This window comes from Chryseobacterium sp. c4a, from assembly GCF_009900745.1.
Lineage (GTDB): Bacteria > Bacteroidota > Bacteroidia > Flavobacteriales > Weeksellaceae > Chryseobacterium.
The window spans coordinates 141950-159965 of the sequence record NZ_WXVU01000007.1; the positions used below are offsets into that span (position 1 = coordinate 141950).

Consider the following 18016-nt stretch of genomic DNA (forward strand, 5'->3'; position numbering starts at 1 on the left):
TTTACTTTTGCTTAAACATTTTCATGAGAAGATTTCTTTTATTATTGGTTATCTGTTTTCTTGTACATTCTTGTGCAAGAGTAGGATCTCCTGTTGGAGGCCCTAAAGATACACTGGCTCCAAAGTTTTTAAGTTCAAATATTGATACAACAAGGATAAATGTAAAAAGAGATATCCGCGAACTTCGCCTGGATTTTGACGAATACGTTACCTTGAAAGATATCAATAAAAATCTTATCATTTCTCCGCCGATTAAGAATATCAAAAGAATTCTTCCATCGAATATTGCCAATAAATTTGTTCTTATCCAATGGACTGATACCCTTCAGGCCAATACGACTTATAATTTCAACTTTGGAAATTCCATTGTAGACAATAACGAGTCTAATATTCTTCGGTATTTTAATTTTGCTTTCTCTACAGGAGAAAAACTGGATGATCTGTATATCAGTGGTGAGGTGAAAGATGTGATGCAGATTAAGAAGAAATCCGGAAGTAATGAAAATAAATTAGTGGTTGGATTGTATCAGGTAAAAGATACCATGAACTACAAGCAAAAACCATATTATATCACCAAAGTAGATGATGACGGATATTATGAATTAAATTATCTTTCGCCAGGAAAATACAAAATCATTGCTTTTGAAGATGAAAATGGAAATTCTGTATACGATCCGGGAAAAGAAAAAATTGGATTCAAGAAAGAAGCTATTGATTTTGAAAAATCTATTTCAGGATTGAATTTAAGTGTGTATCCTTCCAAGAAAGCTTTGAAGTACTCAGAGATGAAAGAAGCTCCAGGAGGAGTTCTTATGACTTTTGAAGGACATCCAAATGAAGTAAAAGTTACTTCACTTGATGAAAAACTTAAAGATATAAAAGTAACCCATACACCAAAATCAGATTCAGTTAGGATCTGGTTTGATGCTGTGAAAAATAACGTGGGACAGGAAACAAATGAAAAGCTAGTCTTTGGCCATAATATGGGCGCTAAAAAAGACAGTATTTATTCAGTTTCTTTATTTTATAGGTATAATAAGAAAAATGCAATGGATGTTTTCAGTGATAATGGAGGTGGTTCATTAGCTCCGAAATCTGATTTTAAAATCTCATCCAACTTCTTTATTGATAAAATTGACCCTTCAAAATGGAAACTGGCTGTTAAAGGTGATTCCTTAACAACTTTACCGTTTACAGCTAAGATCTCAGAAACTAATCCTTATCAGATACAGGTGCAATCAGATTTTGTTAATGGAAAAGAGTACCAACTTACCATTCCTAAAGAAACAATTTCTTCTTTCTATGCAAAAAATACTCAATCCAAGCGATTTGACTTTACTGTTGATAAAGTAGAGCAGTATGGAAGCCTGGAGTTCACCCTTTCCAATGCTCCTTCTTCTAATTACTGGATTCAGTTGTTGGATTCTTCTGATAAAGTAGTATATCAAAAGTATACAAAGGGTGATAAAGTGAAATTTGATATTCTAAAACCCGCAGAATATGTCGTCAGAATCTTAGTAGATAACAATAATGATAAATACTGGGATGAGGCTGATTTCGCTACTGAGACCTTTGCAGAAGATGCTTATGTTTTCTATAAAAAAGCATTGGTAAGAGCATTGTGGGAAACAAGAGAAGAATGGGATCTGAAAGATACCAGAACACTTGATAATCCTAAGGGAACATTGGCTCCTACAGTACCGGTTCCTCCTCCTGCTCCTGAAGAAAAAGGAAAAACTGTGATAGAAAATACCAAGAAAGAAGTGAAATCCGGTAATGCAGTTTTAACTCCGGTAAAATAAATATATGAAGACAGCAAAGAAAGTAATCTTTTGGACTCTGGTAGCTTTTGCTCTTATTCAGTTTTTTCCAATTGATACGGTAAACAAACCCGTTGATTCCAAGGTGAATTTTGTTCAGATGAAGCAGGCTCCGGAAAAAGTAAGTACACTTCTTAAAAATGCTTGTTACGACTGTCATTCCAATGAAACAGTATATCCTAAGTATGCTTATATAGCGCCGATTTCATGGTCTGTAAAAAGCCACGTAAATGACGGACGACAGCACCTTAATTTTTCTATTTGGGGAACGTATAATAAAGAATTAAAAGAGAATATGCTCGATAGATCTATGGAAGCTCTTAAACATAAGACAATGCCGTTACCAGGCTATATTGTTTACCATAAGGAAGCCAATCTGTCAGAAGCAGAAAGAACTTTGCTTATTCAGTATTTTGATGAAATGCTGAAATCGAAAACGTACTGATTCAAGATATAATTCCCACAGATTTTACAAGTCATTACAGAATGTTATAAAAACAACTGTGAAATTCGTGGGAAAATTGTTTTTAATCATAAAAAAACTCCCGCAGATTTTACAGGTTTAGCAGTTGGATTAATTCCAATAATCTGCCGCTTCTGTAAAATCTGCGAGAGTATATATTACAAAAATTATTTCTTCAGATAACCCTCAAAAAATCTCTTCTGAGAATCAAAAGCAATCTCATTAAGGTCAAGTTCCCGTAAAGGAATCCATACCGCTTCTGAGATCTCTGAAAGCTCAAGATTTACCTCAAACTTCTCTGAAACATTATACTCATAAAAAAGATCAATTGTATTGTAATCAATTTCTTTATACTGATAGATGTTAGGAAGGCTGGTAAGGTATTTCAGTTTAGAAATATCAATATCAAGCTGAAGTTCTTCAAAAAGTTCTCTTTTACAGGTTTCTTCTGCACTTTCTTTAGGGTCTACAAAACCTCCTGCCAAATCCAGTTTTCCTTTTTTAGGATCCCTGTTTCTTCGGGTAAGATAAATTTCGTCACCGCATCTGATGACTACCGCTACAGCGCCAGCTACATTGTTGTACAGGGTAAAACCACATTCGGGGCAGCTCCATTTCTTTTCACCATCCCAATGTAAAGTCTCTTTGCCACAGCTTGGGCAATATTTCAATACTTTCATTCTTCTATAATTATTTTTCAAAGGTCAATAAGACCTTAGTTTCACTGAGTAATATTAACATTTCTCGGGTGATAACTTAAAATAACATCCCTCAACTCTTCTGTCTTCAGATGGGTGTAAATCTCAGTGGTAGTAATGCTGGAGTGTCCCAGCATTTCCTGAATATAACGAAGATCTGCTCCATTCTGTAATAAATGGGTAGCAAAAGAGTGTCTGAATGTGTGAGGAGAAATCTTTTTGTTAACTCCTGCTTTATCAGTAAGTTCTTTAATAATAAGAAATACGATAACTCTTGACATGGATGTTCCACGGCTGTTTAAAAACAGTGTATCTTCATATTTCTTATTGATTTTTCCTTTGGAACGTACTTCCTTGATATAGCTTTCCAGTAATTCAGCTGTGTAATCAGCTAAAGGTACGAAACGGGTTTTATTTCCCTTTCCATGTACCTTAATGTATTGCTCTTTGAAGTTGATATTGGAAATTTTCAAATCAATCAGTTCAGAGACACGAAGTCCACAACCGTACAGTACCTCAATGATACATTGATTTCTTTTTCCAAGATCTGTATTGACCTCAATGGCTGCAATTATTCTATTAATATCCGGCAGACTTAAAGTATCCGGCAGGTATAGTCCCAGTTTTGGGCCTTCAAGTAGTGCTGCAGGGTTGTCTTCACGATATTCATCTTCCAATAGAAATTTGAAGAAGGCTTTAATGGATGATATCCATCTTGCCTGTGATCTCTCACTGAATTTCTGTTTAGAAAGATTGAAAATGTATTCCTGCAGGTTTTCGTAGCCGATAGAATCTGGGCCGACGTTTGCCAGATCTTCTTCTGCGTAATCTTTTAGTTTCTTAATGTCCCGAACATAGGCGTCGAGCGTATTGTCTGAAAAATTTCTTTCGAAACGAAGAAATATTTCAAAATCTTTGATCTTTTCATCCCAAGTCATTTGTGCTTATTTTTTTAGTTCACAGTCCGATATTTGTTCTATTTCAATGTTATGGCCTCTCAAAAACGATATTCCATCGTCATCCGAATACTCATTAATATACACCAGTCTTGTAATACCTGCTTGCAGGATTAGCTTACTACATTCCTTGCAAGGCGACAATGTTAAATATAACGTTGCTCCTTTTGCAGATTGTGTAGATGCCGCCAACTTCAAAATAGCGTTGGCTTCTGCATGTAATACGTACCAGTGCGTTTTTCCCTCTCCATCTTCACAGCAGTTTTCGAATCCCATAGGAGTTCCGTTGTAACCATCTGAAATAATCATCCTATCTTTTACGATAAGAGCCCCTACCTGTTTTCTCTTACAGTAGGAGAGCTTTGCCCATTCCTGAGCCATTTTTAGATAAGCTTTGTCAAACTTATTCATACCGCAGCATTAGTTTTTTCGAAATAATTTGGATTAAAATCTTTTGAAAGATTAGAAGTTCGGCTTTCTTTTTTCAAGAAAAGCAGTTACTCCTTCTTTCTTATCAGCCATTTCAAAAAGCTCTCCGAAATACTTGATCTCAGTTTCGAAACCTTTATCCGTGTCCGATAAATTGACGGCATTAATCGCCTTAGATATTGCCATTGGTGAATTATAGGCAATAGTGGTCGCTAATTCTTTCGTTTTGGTTAATAATTCTTCAATAGGGTATACTTCATTTACCAATCCGATCTCTTTTGCTTTTTGAGCAGGGATCATTTTGGCAGAGAAGATCATTTCGTTGGCAATACCTTTTCCGACAAGCTTGGGAAGCCTTTGAGTTCCTCCGTATCCTGGAATTAATCCCAGTGTTACCTCAGGAAGCCCTAGTCTGGCGTTTTCCGATGCGTATCTGATGTGGCATGCCATAGCAAGCTCTAAACCTCCTCCTAATGCAAAACCGTTTACGGCAGCAATAACAGGCTTAGATAGATTTTCAATTTTGTTGAACAATGTATTTTGTCCGTTTCTTGCAAGTTCTTCAGCTTTTTCCTGTCCGAACTCGCTGAATTCCTTAATATCAGCTCCGGCTACAAAGGATTTTTCTCCGCTGCCTGTAAGGATAATTACCCTGCAGGAAGTGTCTGAATTAAGCTCATCCAATGCAGAACTTATTTCCTGAATTGTTTTTGCATTTAATGCATTTAAACTTTCAGGTCTGTTTATGGTAATGATAGATAATTTATCTTCCTTTTTTAATAATATATTTTCGTAACTCATTTTTCCACTTTAAAATATCATCCTTCGCAAATTATGAATTTTTTACAAAAAAAAGGAAAAAATATTATTTTTTTTTCCTTTTTTTTAATTTATTGTTCAATATGATTATTTGGAGTGATTCATCATATTTGCATCAATATTGATGTTTAGTTGTGAAGCTACTTTCATGCCAAGCTCAATGTTGGCGCGGAAAAAGTGACATAATTGTCTGTTGATAATTTCCTCTCTTTTCGGGCCTGTAATTCCCTGCATGCTTCCTACAATATTTTGGATCAAATTGTTTCTGTCATCGGAATTCATTGCTTTTGAATACAAAAGTCCTGGCTGAGTATAATGATCACTGTCATTATCATTTCTGTTATAGTTAGCAACATGAGCGCTATCTAATTCATACTCAAAGTTTTTGTAAGACGAGTCTGGTTTGATATCATCAAAGCTGTTTGGATGATAGTTGGGCTTATCCTGATACTGGCTGGAATCTGCCATATATCCATCTCTCTGATAATTATTAACGGCAAAAGGGCATCTGTTTACTTCCAACTGATGAGCATTTACACCCACTCTGTATCTGTGAGCATCTGGATAAGAGAATAATCTTCCCTGAAGCATTTTGTCTGGGGAGAAGCTGATTCCGTTTATCAGGCTGCTTGGTGAGAAGGTAGATTGTTCTACGTGAGCAAAATAGTTGACAGGAACTTCGTTGAGTTCCATTTCTCCTACTTCAATCAAAGGGAAATCATCATGGAACCATACTTTAGTAACATCAAAAGGATTCCATCTGAAATCTTTGGCCTGTTCTTCTGTCATCACCTGGATATACATTGTCCATTTCGGGAATTCTCCATTTTCAATAGCATTACAAAGATCTTCCTGTGCAAAGTCAGGGTTTTGTCCTGCCATTTTTACTGCTTCTTCATCGGTGAAATTTTTTACTCCTTGTTTTGTTTTGAAGTGAAACTTCACCCATACTCTTTCATTTTTATCATTGATCATAGAGAAGGTATGAGATCCGAAGCCGTGCATATGTCTGTAACCATAAGGAGTTCCCCTATCTGACATTAATATAAGAACCTGATGAAGTGATTCGGGATTTAAGCTCCAGAAGTCCCACATCATGGTTGCGCTTTTCAAATTGGTTCTTGGAAGCCTTTTTTGAGTATGAATAAAATCCGGGAATTTTTTTGCATCTTTAATAAAGAATACCGGAGTATTATTTCCTACCAGATCCCAGTTTCCATCTTCAGTATAAAATTTAAGAGCGAATCCTCTGGGATCTCTTGCTGTATCTGCACTTCCTTTTTCGCCGCCTACTGTTGAAAAACGGGCAAACATTCTGCAGGAGTTTCCTACTTTGGAAAATAATTTAGCCTTGGTATATTGGCTGATATCATGCGTTACGGTAAAGGTTCCGTATGCTCCGCTTCCTTTGGCGTGTACAATTCTTTCAGGAATCCTTTCCCTAACGAAGTGCGCAAGGTTTTCCTGAAGGACAAAGTCTTGCAGCAATACCGGGCCTCTTGGTCCTACCGTCTGGGAATCCTGATGCTCAAAATAAGGTGCGCCGTTGCTTAACGTTAATTTTTTAGAATCCATATATTGATGATTTGAATAATTGTTTTCGTGTTTTTCTAAATCGAAGTGTAAAGGTACTAATTATCAAATTTACTTGAATTTTTAATTGCTAATAACAAAAACGTTATATCTTTGTAATAGATAATATTAATCAAATGAACATTCAGCAACTCGAATACCTTATCGCTGTTGATAAGTATAAACATTTTGGTAAAGCGGCTCAGGCATGCTTCATTACCCAACCTACGTTAAGTGCAATGATACAGAAGTTTGAGGACGAATTGGATGTAAAGGTTTTCGATAGAACGACTCACCCGATCCGTACTACAGATGTAGGACTTCAGATCATCGATCAGGCAAAGGTGATTATAGAATCTGTCAATGAGCTGAAAAACAAAGCCAACCTGTTGAATAACATTTTGGGAGGAACCATTAATCTGGGAATTATTCCAACTGTTTCTTCATTTATTTTGCCTACAGAAATCTTCAAATTCCTTGAAGCGAATCCGAAGATTCAGATGAATGTAAAAGAAATGACTACGGATAATATTATTAAAGCTTTGAAAGCCGGAGAATTGGATGCGGGAATTATTTCTACGCCTTATGATACTGCTGATGAGTTTTATCAGGATTTCCTATTCAATGAAGAGTTGATGATCTACAGTTCCAATACTGAAGCCAACAAAAAGAACTCTTATATTATCCCTGAAGAACTGAATGTAGAAAAGGTATGGTTACTTGAAGAAGGAAACTGCCTTAGAAATCAGTTCGAAAATATCTGTCATCTGAAAGAGAATACTTTGAAACCTAAAAATCTAGATTTCTTAGCTTCCAATATCCAGACTTTGGTACACATGGTAGACAAAGTGGGAGGAATCAGCATTCTTCCGGAATTGGCATTAAGCCAGCTTTCTGAAGAACAGAAACAGAATGTTTTCAGATTCAAGAAGCCTTTCCCATACAGAGAGATCAGTATTATTTATTATAAGCCGACCTTTAAACAAAAGATTATTGATGAATTGTCACATTCTATCAAAAATTCTTTAGAGCTTAAATTGAATTACCACGAAAGTCCAAAAGAATTTGTAAGCATAAAGCCTCAGTAATTAAGAGGCTTTACAATGATATAAATCATTAATTTAAAGAAAATTATAATTAGTAAACAAAATTTTTGAGTATTAAGAAAATAGTGCTTAAATTTGCTGACGTTTATTAACGAGGAAAAATTTGACCTGATTGCAACCTCTATAAAAAAATGCTAAAACAGTATTCTTTTTTCTGGGCAATTGTTATTCTTATTTTTCGTCATAACTATTTTTTAATCTAAAAAACAAAGAATAATATGTCTTATTTATTTACATCTGAATCAGTTTCAGAAGGACATCCGGATAAAATTGCCGACCAAATCTCCGATGCATTAATCGATCATTTCTTAGCATACGATAAAAGTTCAAAAGTAGCATGTGAAACTCTTGTAACTACCGGACAGGTAGTATTGGCAGGAGAAGTGAAATCTGATGCTTATCTTGATGTTCAGACGATTGCCAGAGAAGTAATCAACGGAATTGGGTATACAAAAGGTGAATACATGTTCAATGGAGATTCTTGTGGAGTAATTTCTGCTATCCATGAACAGTCTCCAGATATCAACCAGGGTGTTGACAGAGCGGTAAATGATGAGTCATTTGAAGCTAAGGCAAATGCTCAGGGAGCTGGTGACCAGGGAATGATGTTCGGATATGCTACCAACGAGACGGCTAATTATATGCCTCTTGCTTTAGATCTAGCACACACAATTCTTAAAGAACTTTCTGCGATCAGAAGAGAAAATAAAGAGATTGCTTACTTACGTCCTGATGCAAAAAGCCAGGTAACCATTGAGTATTCTGACGATCATAAACCAATCAGAATTGATTCTATCGTAGTATCTACTCAGCATGATGACTTCGGAACAGAAGAAGAAATGTTGAACAAGATCCGTGAAGATATCAAGAATATTCTTGTTCCTAGAGTAGTTGCTCAACAGACTGAGGAGATCAAAGCTTTATTCAACGATCAGATCAAATATCATATCAACCCTACAGGTAAATTTGTAATTGGTGGCCCTCACGGAGATACAGGTCTTACAGGGAGAAAAATTATCGTTGATACTTACGGAGGTAAAGGAGCTCACGGTGGTGGTGCTTTCTCTGGAAAAGATCCGTCTAAAGTAGACAGAAGTGCAGCGTATGCAACAAGACACATTGCTAAAAACCTTGTAGCAGCAGGTGTTGCTGACGAAGTTTTAGTACAGGTTTCTTATGCAATCGGAGTAGCTGAGCCTTGTGGTTTATACATCAATACTTATGGAACTGCAAAAGTTGACCTTCACGACGGTGATATCGCTAAAAAAGTTTCTCAAATCTTTGATTTAAGACCTTATGCTATTGAACAGAATTTAAAATTAAGAAATCCTATCTATCAGGAAACAGCTTCTTACGGACACATGGGGAAAGAGCACTATGTAGCTGATAAAACTTTTAACAAAGGTCATAAGAATGAGCTTACGTTAGAAGGTCTTGAGTTCTTTACTTGGGAAAAACTAGATAAAGTAGACGAAATTAAAGCCGCTTTCGGAATTTAATTTTTTCTCTAAACTGAAATATTATGAACTGCTTTACCTTCCGGTAAGGCAGTTTTTTTTAATTTTACACCTTAATAAATTGAAAGATGATGAATTTTCGAACTGCAGTTGCCATTTTATCCCTGTTTTTGCTGAGTACATTAGTGAAAGCTCAATATACGATGCATAAAATGATTAGCGTAGGGTATACCTATCAGAATCAAAGTTTTGGAGAAGTGGGTGGGAAGCTGCTTTTTCTTAAAAATGATGATGTAATTTACAGATTGGGTGGTTCTGCCTTAATGGGAGTAGCAGATTCGAAATTTGCTATTATGCCGAAGCTTCAAGCGGATGTTTTACTTAATTTTCAAAAGAATGTAGATTTCTACCACTCGTATTACTTTTTAATGGGAGCGGAAGGAACCAATAAATATATTGCTCCGAAAATAGGTGTTACTTTATTTGGGATGCTTGATCTTACCGGAGGCTATGCTTTCCCTATCGGAGATACCAGATTAAACGGGAAAGAAATGAAAGGGTTAAATATTAATTTTACATTAAATATCCCTACTGTATTCATTCATGATATGTTTAAGTGATTTTTTTTAAATTTTTATGACGAAAATTTAATAATTGCTTAACAGTTATTAAAAAATTATTATATTTACGCCATAATATAATTGTACCACCTATCGAAGAGACTCTACTCTGAAGAACTGTTTTGTATATACAGCACGAGCCAGATAATTTATCTGGGTGATAGCTGGGCTGCAAATATTATATTGAGAAGAGTTATGAAATCAAAATCGGATAGTTTACTAATTTCGCTTTACCAGAAAGGTGACGAGGGCGCTTTATCAACCCTTATCCATCGCCATCAGAGAGAACTTTTTACATTCATTTTTTACAAAATTAATGATGAAGATTTAGCCAATGATATTTTTCAGGATACATTCATGAAAATTATTGTAATGCTAAAAGAAGGACGTTACAACGAAGAGGGTAAATTTATCCTTTGGGCCAAAAGGATTTCCCATAATCTTATTATTGATCATTTCAGAGCAAAAGCTAAGAATATTAAAGTTTCAGAAACTACTTTTGAAACTGATGAATATTCTATTTTTGATCTGATTCGTGAACCTTCTGAAAATATTGAAGATCAGATGGTAACCAATCAGATTCAGGAAGATTTGCTGAGAATGTTGCAATTTCTTCCTCTAAATCAGCAGGAAGTCATTAAATTAAGATTCTTTGATGGGCTAAGCTTTAAAGAAATTGCCGATCATACGGATATGAGTATCAATACCACATTGGGAAGAGTAAGATACGCACTGATAAACCTGAGAAAAATCATGGATGAAAATAACATAATATTAACCAGATAGATAATATTTTGTAAAATTTCACGTTTTTAAGGAAAACATACTTCGCTTATGAAAAAAAATGACTCCTTAAAAGTGAAAACTTTGAAACCTAAAAAAGAAACCATCGATTTTCTGCTCAATTTTTCTAAAAGCCTTGAAATTGTGAAAAGCAAGAGCAAGAATTATCCTATTACAAAAAATTAAAATGATTAACTTTGTGCTGTATGAAAATGCAGCATGTTTTTTTTGACCTGGACAATACGCTCTGGGATCATCGCAGAAATGCCTACCTCACCATCAAAGATCTTTTCGTAAAACAGGAGATTGCTTCTAAGTACAATATCGACTTTGAAGCTTTTCATGCTGTTTACCATGATATCAACGAAGAATTATGGGAAAAAATAAGAGATGGGATTATAGGCAAAGAGTATTTGAGAGAACACCGTTTTTATGATTCCTTCCTACATTTCGGAGTGGATGATAAGGAACTTGCTAATTATTTTGAAGAAAACTTTTTGGATAATATTGTAAGTCATAACGAATTGGTGGAAGGGGCAGAAGATGTCCTTCAGTATCTGAAGTCGAAGAATTATAAACTTCATATTATTTCTAATGGCTTTCAGGAAGTAACAGAGAGAAAATGTACCCTATCCGGCATTGCACACTATTTTGAAACCATTACCAGTGCGGATGCAGTAGGTGTAAGAAAACCAAATCCTAAAATTTTTGAATATTCTCTAGGGCTTTCTGAAGCTAAAAAAGAAGAAAGCATTATGATTGGTGATGACTGGATTGCTGATGCTTTGGGAGGAAGAGATTTCGGAATGAAAGCTATCTTCTTTGATGTATATAAAGAAGATAAAAAAGAAACCGGATTAAATGCTATTACCCATCTTCAACAGATCAAAGAATACTTATAAAATTGGAGACTATCTAGTCTGATATGAGAACCATTAAGTTTATCTTAATGGTTTTTATTTTATATGAATTATTTCCTTTTTAATTTTCCCATTTCAGTTTTTCCTAATTCTTTCCCAAATTGATTCTCAACTTTGCTTCATAATAATGACAGAAAAATTTAATGTTATGAAAAATGTAAAGAAAATCACACAAGTATTTATTTTAATGTTCTTATTGATAGGAAGCTTAACCTCAGCCCAAGATAGGGCGATTAATCCCAATCATTTACCTAAAACTGCTAAAACCTTTTTAGCCGGGCACTTTAAAGGAATACCTGTATCATCTGCTATTGAAGACAGAGAAATTTATGGCGTTGATGAATATAAAGTATACTTGAATAATGGGATGAAAGCTGAATTTGATAGCAATGGAAACTGGAAAGAAGTAGATGGTAAGCATCAGAAGATTCCTTATGGTTTTATTCCTGCCCCAATTAAAAATTACAGCAGCAGAAACTTTCCGAATACGTATATCGTTAAGATTGAAAAGAAAAGATGGTCTTATAAAGCAGAACTTTCTAACGGACTGGAACTGGAGTTCGACCGGAACGGAAATTTTAAAAAAATTGATGACTAATTTCACTAAAGATTAATAATAAAATTTTATGATTATGGTAAACTGGAGCTTAATAAACAGTAATGGAAAAAAAGCATCTTCTGCTAAGATTAGAAAGAGTATTGTGTCTTTTATAACCAAGCACCATCCATGCGGTGTGATTGATTCTATTGAGAAAAAATATAATGCTTATAAAATTAACCTGATGAATGGTTTATGCCTGATCTTTGATGCAGACGGACGTTACATAAAAACGAATTAATGACTCATGAAAGAAAGTTGGAGAGATGGGGGCAAAGGATATGTATACATTATTGATATACTTTGTTTCATCTATCAAATAGTCCTTATTTTAACCCTATTTGGGTATTGATGAAGCCTTAGTTTCCTTATTTTCTTCTGTAATTTTATATATTTGATATGATATCCAAACAGAACACCCTATGAAGATTTTAATAGTAGAAGATGAACCGGACCTAAGGGATACTGTACAGAAGTCTCTGGAAGCAGAACATTTCATTGTAGAATATGCTCATAATTACAGTACTGGGCTGGAAAAAATTATTTCCTATGAATATGATTGTATTCTGTTGGATATTATGCTGCCGGACGGCAATGGTATAGATCTGTTGAGGGAAATCAAGAAAATGCATAAAAAAGATCCTGTAATCATCCTTTCTGCTAAAGATTCAGTGGATGATAAGGTGACAGGGCTTGAAATAGGAGCTGATGATTATTTGGCGAAGCCATTTCACCTTGCAGAACTGATGGCGAGAATAAGATCTGTGATAAGAAGAAAAAATCAGGATGGTGAGAATATCATCAGGTATAAAAACATTAGTATTGATCCGGAAAACCGAAATGTTAAGGTAGGAAGCGAAGAACTGGTGCTTAACCGCAAAGAGTATGATCTTTTGTATTACTTTGTCATTCATCCGGAAAAAACCTTGCAGAAAACCACTCTTGCAGAAGCCATCTGGGGAGATTATATCGATCAGGCAGACAGTCTTGATTTTATTTATTCACAAATTAAAAATCTTCGTAAAAAACTGAAAATACTTAGCGCGGAAGCCGATTTTCAGGCTGTATACGGAATAGGATATAAATTTGTCTGATGAAGGTTTCATTAAAATATTATACGATAAAATACCTTATCATGATCCTGCTGCTGATTATAGCAGTTTGGGCAGGATTATTTTATGCCTATATCCTGGACGAAGTACACGATAATGTAGATGATGGATTGAAGGATAGGAAAATACAAATTATCAAAGCCGTCTATCTTAATCCGCAGCTGTTGAAAAATAATGATTTTGGATTTAATGAATTTAAGATCACGCCCATTACAGCAGGAGAATATCAAAACAAAAGCAGGCTCTATAATAAGATGTATTATATGGAGTATGATGATAAGGATCAGCCTTATCGTGTATTGGAAGCGGATTTTATCGATCAGTATAAAAATCATCAGCGGCTTGTCATCAGAACTTCAACAGTAGAAGAGGATGAGTTGATTTATGACCTTACAACAGCTTTAATTGTTCTTTATATCCTTTTGGTGATAAGTATTGTTGCAGTTAACGGATATCTGTTGAACAAAGCAATGCGGCCATTCTATCAGATTCTTGATAAACTGAAGAAATACCAGTTTGGAATTCCTTTTTCTCAAGAAGATCAAAACTATTCCATCAAAGAATTTGCGGAACTGAATGTGGAAATCAATGAAATGATCGACCGTAATGAGCTTGTTTTTTATCAGCAGAAACAGTTTATTGAAAATGCGTCTCATGAACTTCAAACGCCGCTTGCGATTGTTATCAATAAAATAGACCTACTTATTCAGAATGAAGATCTGGATAAAAAAAATCTTACTTTTCTCACGGAAGTAAAAAATGATCTGAGAAGAATGGTAGGCTTGAATAAATCTCTCCTCATGCTTTCCAAGATTGAAAACAGCCAGTTTAATGCATTGTCAGAAGTTGACTTTAATGCAATGATTAATAATCTTGTGCAGAACTATGAAGACTTTATTGCCTTTAAAAATGTAGAAGTGAATGTTATTGAGAAAGGAATATTTAAAGCGGAATTTAATGAAGATCTTGCAGATATTCTTTTGTCTAATCTTCTTAAAAACGCTGTTAAATACAACAATGAAGAAGGAACTCTAAATATTTTTATTGAAAGCAACAGGATTGTCTTTCAGAATAGTGGAGCGCAGATTCCATTGGATAAATCCAGGATTTTTAACCGTTTTTATAAACAGAGCTCAGATCGCACCTCTACAGGTTTAGGATTATCAATTATTAAAACAATCATCAAACAATATCCAGGCTGGGAAATCTCTTATGAGTTTGAAGATAATATGCATTACTTTATTCTTATGAAAAATAAAAAGTAAATCAAATAAAAAGCCCTTCAATTGAAGGGCTTTCGTATGTTTAAAACTTGGGATTAATATCCTAAGCTTGTTCTTACTCTTTTAAGCGTTTCCAGAGCAACAGGTCTCGTTTTTGCAGCACCCTCCTGAAGTTTAGCTTCCAGCTCATCAAGATTGTTCATATAATAAGTGAACACTTCTCTTTCTTTCTCAAAACGAACTAAGATAAGATCTAAAAGCTCTTTTTTAGCATGTCCGTATCCGAAGTTACCTGCCAGATATTTAGCTCTTAATTCCTCAGTCTGCTCAGGAGTTGCAATCAATTCATAAATCTGGAATGTCTTATCAGTTTCCGGGTCTTTAGGCTCTTCTAAAGACTTAGAGTCAGATTCAATACTCATTACTTGCTTCTTTAATTCCTTCTCAGGTAAGAAGATGTTGATGATGTTTCCTCTGGATTTAGACATTTTCTGGCCATCTGTTCCCGGAACATATTTAGTGTCTTCCTGAAGTTCAGATTGTGGCAGTACAAAAACTTCACCCATCTGGTTATTAAACCTTGAAGCTACGTCTCTTGCAATTTCCAAATGCTGAAGCTGATCTTTCCCAACAGGAACAATCTCTGCATCATATAATAGAATATCAGCAGCCATCAAAATAGGGTAAGTAAACAGACCCGCATTTACGTCCTGAAGTCTGTCAGCTTTATCCTTAAATGAATGCGCTAATGTTAATCTTTGATAAGGGAAAAAACATGATAAATGCCAAGATAGTTCACAGGTTTCAGCGATATCACTTTGTCTGTAGAAAAATGTTTTTTCGGTATCTAATCCACAAGCAAGCCAAGCCGCAGCAATCTCGTAGGTATTCTGTCTTAAAGTCTGCGCATCTTTAATCTGGGTAAGCGTATGAAGATTCGCAATAAATAAAAATGATTCATTTCCTTCCTGCTTTGAAAGTTCGATAGCAGGAATAATAGCCCCTAATAAATTTCCAAGATGGGGTGTTCCGGTGGCTTGAATGCCGGTAAGAATTCTTGACATTTGTTTAAAATTTATATTTAAAAATTAATGAATTGCAAATTTACGCAAAATTACTTTCTAATTGCGTTATCGTATCCGATTCCTACTCTTTTCTTTAATGAAGAATTTTGCATCAATAAACCTATTTCTTTAATTCAATTTTATAGATAAAAGTAAGAACCTTGAAATGCCACAGTGTTAAAGTTTGTTCTGCCAATATTATATCATTTTCGGAACCAATAATGAGACAATCACGGAAAGAACGTATAAATTGTGACCAATATTCACCTTTAGAATCTTTAAGTAAAAAATAAAAACCAGCATCTCCAAATTTTTTTCCTGAAGAATTTAAAATCAGTTCTCCATTTTTTCCGACACTAGGATTCATCAACACGGTTGCATTCCCATTAGGTAAAGGAAATACGGCCTTTACGCAAGTTTTTCCTGACGGTAAATTGCTGATGCCATACACTCCGGAATAGATAACTTGCCCAGTAGATTCAATAGAACGAAACCAAAATGTGTATTTTATTTCATTGGTCTTGGGATCGGTAAGGTTAATGATTTCGCTTTTTAGGGATTCTGAACCGTCAATTTCTTTTGTAGGAATATTCAGTTGGTTAATTCTATTACTGAATAATTTTTTAATTAAAATTCCAAAAAATTTGAAATAGGGATTCCATTTTACAGAAAAATTTAAGTTATGATTGGAGGTGTTTTCATAGAAGTCAATCACATTTTTGGATAAATTTGAGAACTCAGTTTCAGATAAGTTAAGCTTTAGCATTGAAGGAATAATTCCTTTTACTTTTGAGCCTTTTTCTACAATTAGATTTTCTTTTTCTGCAAATTGATGAATAAAATCCTCACTCATTGCATTCAAATTCCCAAAAGGCCCCATCAACCAAAGAGAATCTTCAGGCTTAATTTTTCTTCCGCGCAGAATTACCCATTGTTGAGTAAGCCAATCCTGGAAGTTCTGTATTGGAGCAAATCTCATTTTAGTTGTTTTTGAGATTTGGAATAATGTTGCGTTGCCCATTCCATTCCCCAAATTCTGAAATAGGTTTAAAGCGTAAAGTGGTAAATTCGAAATGAAAATCTTTTCGATCTCTTTCTTTCATGGCGTTGGTGTGCCTTTCTGGTTTTGGAACTTTGCTGTGTCCATGAACCATATCCGTCATTTCTTTTTGATTTTTCCAAATTGAAAAAGTGGAAACGGTATTAGGAAATTTGATGGAGGCTAAAGACAAAGGGGTTGCCGGATGATCCCGAACCAATTTTTCAACAGGTCTTCCCCAATGAATAAATCTGGGGATTTGCAAAAATTTCATTCTGGCAATGGTTACTGCAACCACTGGTGAATCCGGATTTTCAAATTCTGTGGTTTCATCAGGAATTTCAAACTTGTTGAATTTCCCCCATTTTCTCATAAAAGTTAATCTTGTGTGCCAACCTTCAGATAAAATTTTTCCTAAACTGTTTTTAGCTAAAAAGTTTTCGATATCATTTTCATCTTCCCATTGTGCAAATACAGCAATTTGTCTTAGCAACATTCGAGAGGGTGAAAAAATAGGAGAGCCTAAAGTCATCACCGTCATAATTTCTGCGTGAATGAGCCCTGGGATATTTCTTGACTTCGGTGAAGAAAAAAGAATTCTGAGTGCAGAAAGGTAATCTGTTTTTACTAAATGATACGTGAAGACACTCATTTTTTATGATGGTATTTGTTTTTAATACTAAGGAATTAAAATCTTTTCTCCTCCAAATTTTGGTTGTACACCAAGGATAAGATCCCAATATACTTTAGCCTTTGCCAGATACTCTCTCAAATTAGTCTTTAAACCTGCATATTTATTCACATCTTCTGCATTGTACCCAAAAGCCTGTATTCCGTTTTTCTGGGCAAGGAAGACCGCCCTTTCGTTGTGGAATTTCTGAGAAATGATGGTCAGTTTGGTTTGCCCGAAAATATCCTTAGCTCTTACTACAGAATCTAAGGTACGGAATCCTGCGTGATCCAGAATGATTTTATCCTGTGGAATGCCTTGTTGAACCAGCGCAAACTGCATATCTTCCGGTTCATTATAATCTTTGCTGCTGTTATCACCACTTACGATAATGTATTGAACTTTTCCACTTTTGTACAGATCGGTAGCAGCCTTAATCCTGTTATAGAAATAAGCATTGGGCATTCCATTATTTAGGGTTTTTCCTGTTCCCAATAGTAATGCGGTTTTTGCTGCTGGTACATCAGCGATATTGTAAGATAGATCAGCTGCACTTTCCTTTTTAATGCTGTAATTTGCCCAGGCTATAAAAATAATTCCTGCGACTAAAAGAAGCAGGAAAAATTTAAAAATATTTTTGATTGTTTTTCTCATTCGAAATACATCT

The 18016-nt window shown here is 35.0% G+C and carries 20 protein-coding genes; 11 read left to right on the plus strand and 9 right to left on the minus strand.

Annotated features, from left to right (window positions below):
* Window positions 1-23 precede the first annotated feature (23 nt).
* Together GTR01_RS11630 and GTR01_RS11635 are read left to right on the plus strand one after the other, a co-directional pair.
* Window positions 24-1802: an Ig-like domain-containing protein gene (locus GTR01_RS11630; protein WP_160138010.1), complete on the plus strand. Its 1779-nt coding sequence runs from the start codon at window positions 24-26 to the stop codon at window positions 1800-1802.
* Window positions 1803-1806: 4 nt separating this feature from the next.
* Window positions 1807-2265, plus strand: coding sequence for a heme-binding domain-containing protein (locus GTR01_RS11635; protein WP_160138011.1), 459 nt, complete (start codon window positions 1807-1809; stop codon window positions 2263-2265).
* Window positions 2266-2450: 185 nt separating this feature from the next.
* Here GTR01_RS11635 and GTR01_RS11640 read toward each other — a convergent pair whose 3' ends face one another.
* From GTR01_RS11640 to GTR01_RS11660, 5 genes are all read right to left on the minus strand, one after another.
* On the minus strand, window positions 2451-2963 hold the full coding sequence (locus tag GTR01_RS11640) for an NUDIX hydrolase (RefSeq protein ID WP_160138012.1): 513 nt from the start codon (window positions 2961-2963) through the stop codon (window positions 2451-2453).
* 41 nt (window positions 2964-3004) lie between these two features.
* The gene (gene xerD / locus GTR01_RS11645; protein ID WP_160138013.1) at window positions 3005-3919 is read right to left on the minus strand and encodes a site-specific tyrosine recombinase XerD; all 915 of its coding nucleotides are present in this window, start codon (window positions 3917-3919) and stop codon (window positions 3005-3007) included.
* 6 nt (window positions 3920-3925) lie between these two features.
* Window positions 3926-4348: a deoxycytidylate deaminase gene (locus tag GTR01_RS11650; RefSeq protein WP_129059094.1), complete on the minus strand. Its 423-nt coding sequence runs from the start codon at window positions 4346-4348 to the stop codon at window positions 3926-3928.
* 51 nt (window positions 4349-4399) lie between these two features.
* The gene (locus GTR01_RS11655; protein ID WP_160138014.1) at window positions 4400-5167 is read right to left on the minus strand and encodes an enoyl-CoA hydratase/isomerase family protein; all 768 of its coding nucleotides are present in this window, start codon (window positions 5165-5167) and stop codon (window positions 4400-4402) included.
* A gap of 105 nt (window positions 5168-5272) precedes the next feature.
* Window positions 5273-6760 carry a catalase gene (locus tag GTR01_RS11660; protein WP_160138015.1) on the minus strand — a complete coding sequence of 496 codons (1488 nt, stop codon included), beginning with the start codon at window positions 6758-6760 and terminating at the stop codon, window positions 5273-5275.
* Window positions 6761-6894: 134 nt separating this feature from the next.
* Here GTR01_RS11660 and GTR01_RS11665 point away from each other — a divergent pair, with 134 nt between their 5' ends.
* The 9 genes from GTR01_RS11665 to GTR01_RS11705 all read left to right on the plus strand — a co-directional run bounded on the left by GTR01_RS11665 (window position 6895) and on the right by GTR01_RS11705 (window position 14618).
* On the plus strand, window positions 6895-7845 hold the full coding sequence (locus GTR01_RS11665; protein WP_068939227.1) for a LysR substrate-binding domain-containing protein: 951 nt from the start codon (window positions 6895-6897) through the stop codon (window positions 7843-7845).
* A gap of 236 nt (window positions 7846-8081) precedes the next feature.
* On the plus strand, window positions 8082-9362 hold the full coding sequence (metK, locus tag GTR01_RS11670; protein ID WP_129059349.1) for a methionine adenosyltransferase: 1281 nt from the start codon (window positions 8082-8084) through the stop codon (window positions 9360-9362).
* Between the two features lie 86 nt (window positions 9363-9448).
* A complete protein-coding gene (locus GTR01_RS11675) occupies window positions 9449-9940 on the plus strand; it encodes a hypothetical protein (protein ID WP_160138016.1) in 492 nt (163 codons plus the stop codon).
* A gap of 195 nt (window positions 9941-10135) precedes the next feature.
* A complete protein-coding gene (locus GTR01_RS11680; RefSeq protein WP_160138017.1) occupies window positions 10136-10726 on the plus strand; it encodes an RNA polymerase sigma factor in 591 nt (196 codons plus the stop codon).
* A 203-nt stretch (window positions 10727-10929) separates the two neighbouring features.
* Window positions 10930-11625, plus strand: a complete 696-nt coding sequence (locus tag GTR01_RS11685; RefSeq protein WP_160138018.1) for a YjjG family noncanonical pyrimidine nucleotidase — start codon at window positions 10930-10932, stop codon at window positions 11623-11625.
* Between the two features lie 166 nt (window positions 11626-11791).
* The gene (locus GTR01_RS11690; protein WP_228452222.1) at window positions 11792-12241 is read left to right on the plus strand and encodes a PepSY-like domain-containing protein; all 450 of its coding nucleotides are present in this window, start codon (window positions 11792-11794) and stop codon (window positions 12239-12241) included.
* A 34-nt stretch (window positions 12242-12275) separates the two neighbouring features.
* Complete coding sequence (locus GTR01_RS11695; RefSeq protein ID WP_160138019.1) at window positions 12276-12482, plus strand: PepSY-like domain-containing protein; 207 nt, start codon at window positions 12276-12278, stop codon at window positions 12480-12482.
* 181 nt (window positions 12483-12663) lie between these two features.
* Window positions 12664-13335: a response regulator transcription factor gene (locus GTR01_RS11700; protein ID WP_160138020.1), complete on the plus strand. Its 672-nt coding sequence runs from the start codon at window positions 12664-12666 to the stop codon at window positions 13333-13335.
* Window positions 13335-14618, plus strand: coding sequence for a sensor histidine kinase (locus GTR01_RS11705; protein ID WP_160138021.1), 1284 nt, complete (start codon window positions 13335-13337; stop codon window positions 14616-14618). The genes GTR01_RS11700 and GTR01_RS11705 overlap by 1 nt, the downstream gene beginning before the upstream one ends.
* Before the next feature lie 53 nt (window positions 14619-14671).
* Here GTR01_RS11705 and trpS read toward each other — a convergent pair whose 3' ends face one another.
* The 4 genes from trpS to GTR01_RS11725 form a co-directional block, all read right to left on the minus strand.
* A complete protein-coding gene (trpS, locus tag GTR01_RS11710) occupies window positions 14672-15640 on the minus strand; it encodes a tryptophan--tRNA ligase (protein ID WP_160138022.1) in 969 nt (322 codons plus the stop codon).
* A gap of 121 nt (window positions 15641-15761) precedes the next feature.
* The gene (locus GTR01_RS11715) at window positions 15762-16619 is read right to left on the minus strand and encodes a hypothetical protein (protein WP_160138023.1); all 858 of its coding nucleotides are present in this window, start codon (window positions 16617-16619) and stop codon (window positions 15762-15764) included.
* A 1-nt stretch (window position 16620) separates the two neighbouring features.
* Complete coding sequence (locus tag GTR01_RS11720) at window positions 16621-17331, minus strand: hypothetical protein (RefSeq protein ID WP_160138024.1); 711 nt, start codon at window positions 17329-17331, stop codon at window positions 16621-16623.
* Window positions 17332-17358: 27 nt separating this feature from the next.
* Window positions 17359-18003, minus strand: a complete 645-nt coding sequence (locus GTR01_RS11725; protein ID WP_160138025.1) for a vancomycin high temperature exclusion protein — start codon at window positions 18001-18003, stop codon at window positions 17359-17361.
* Window positions 18004-18016: the final 13 nt, after the last annotated feature.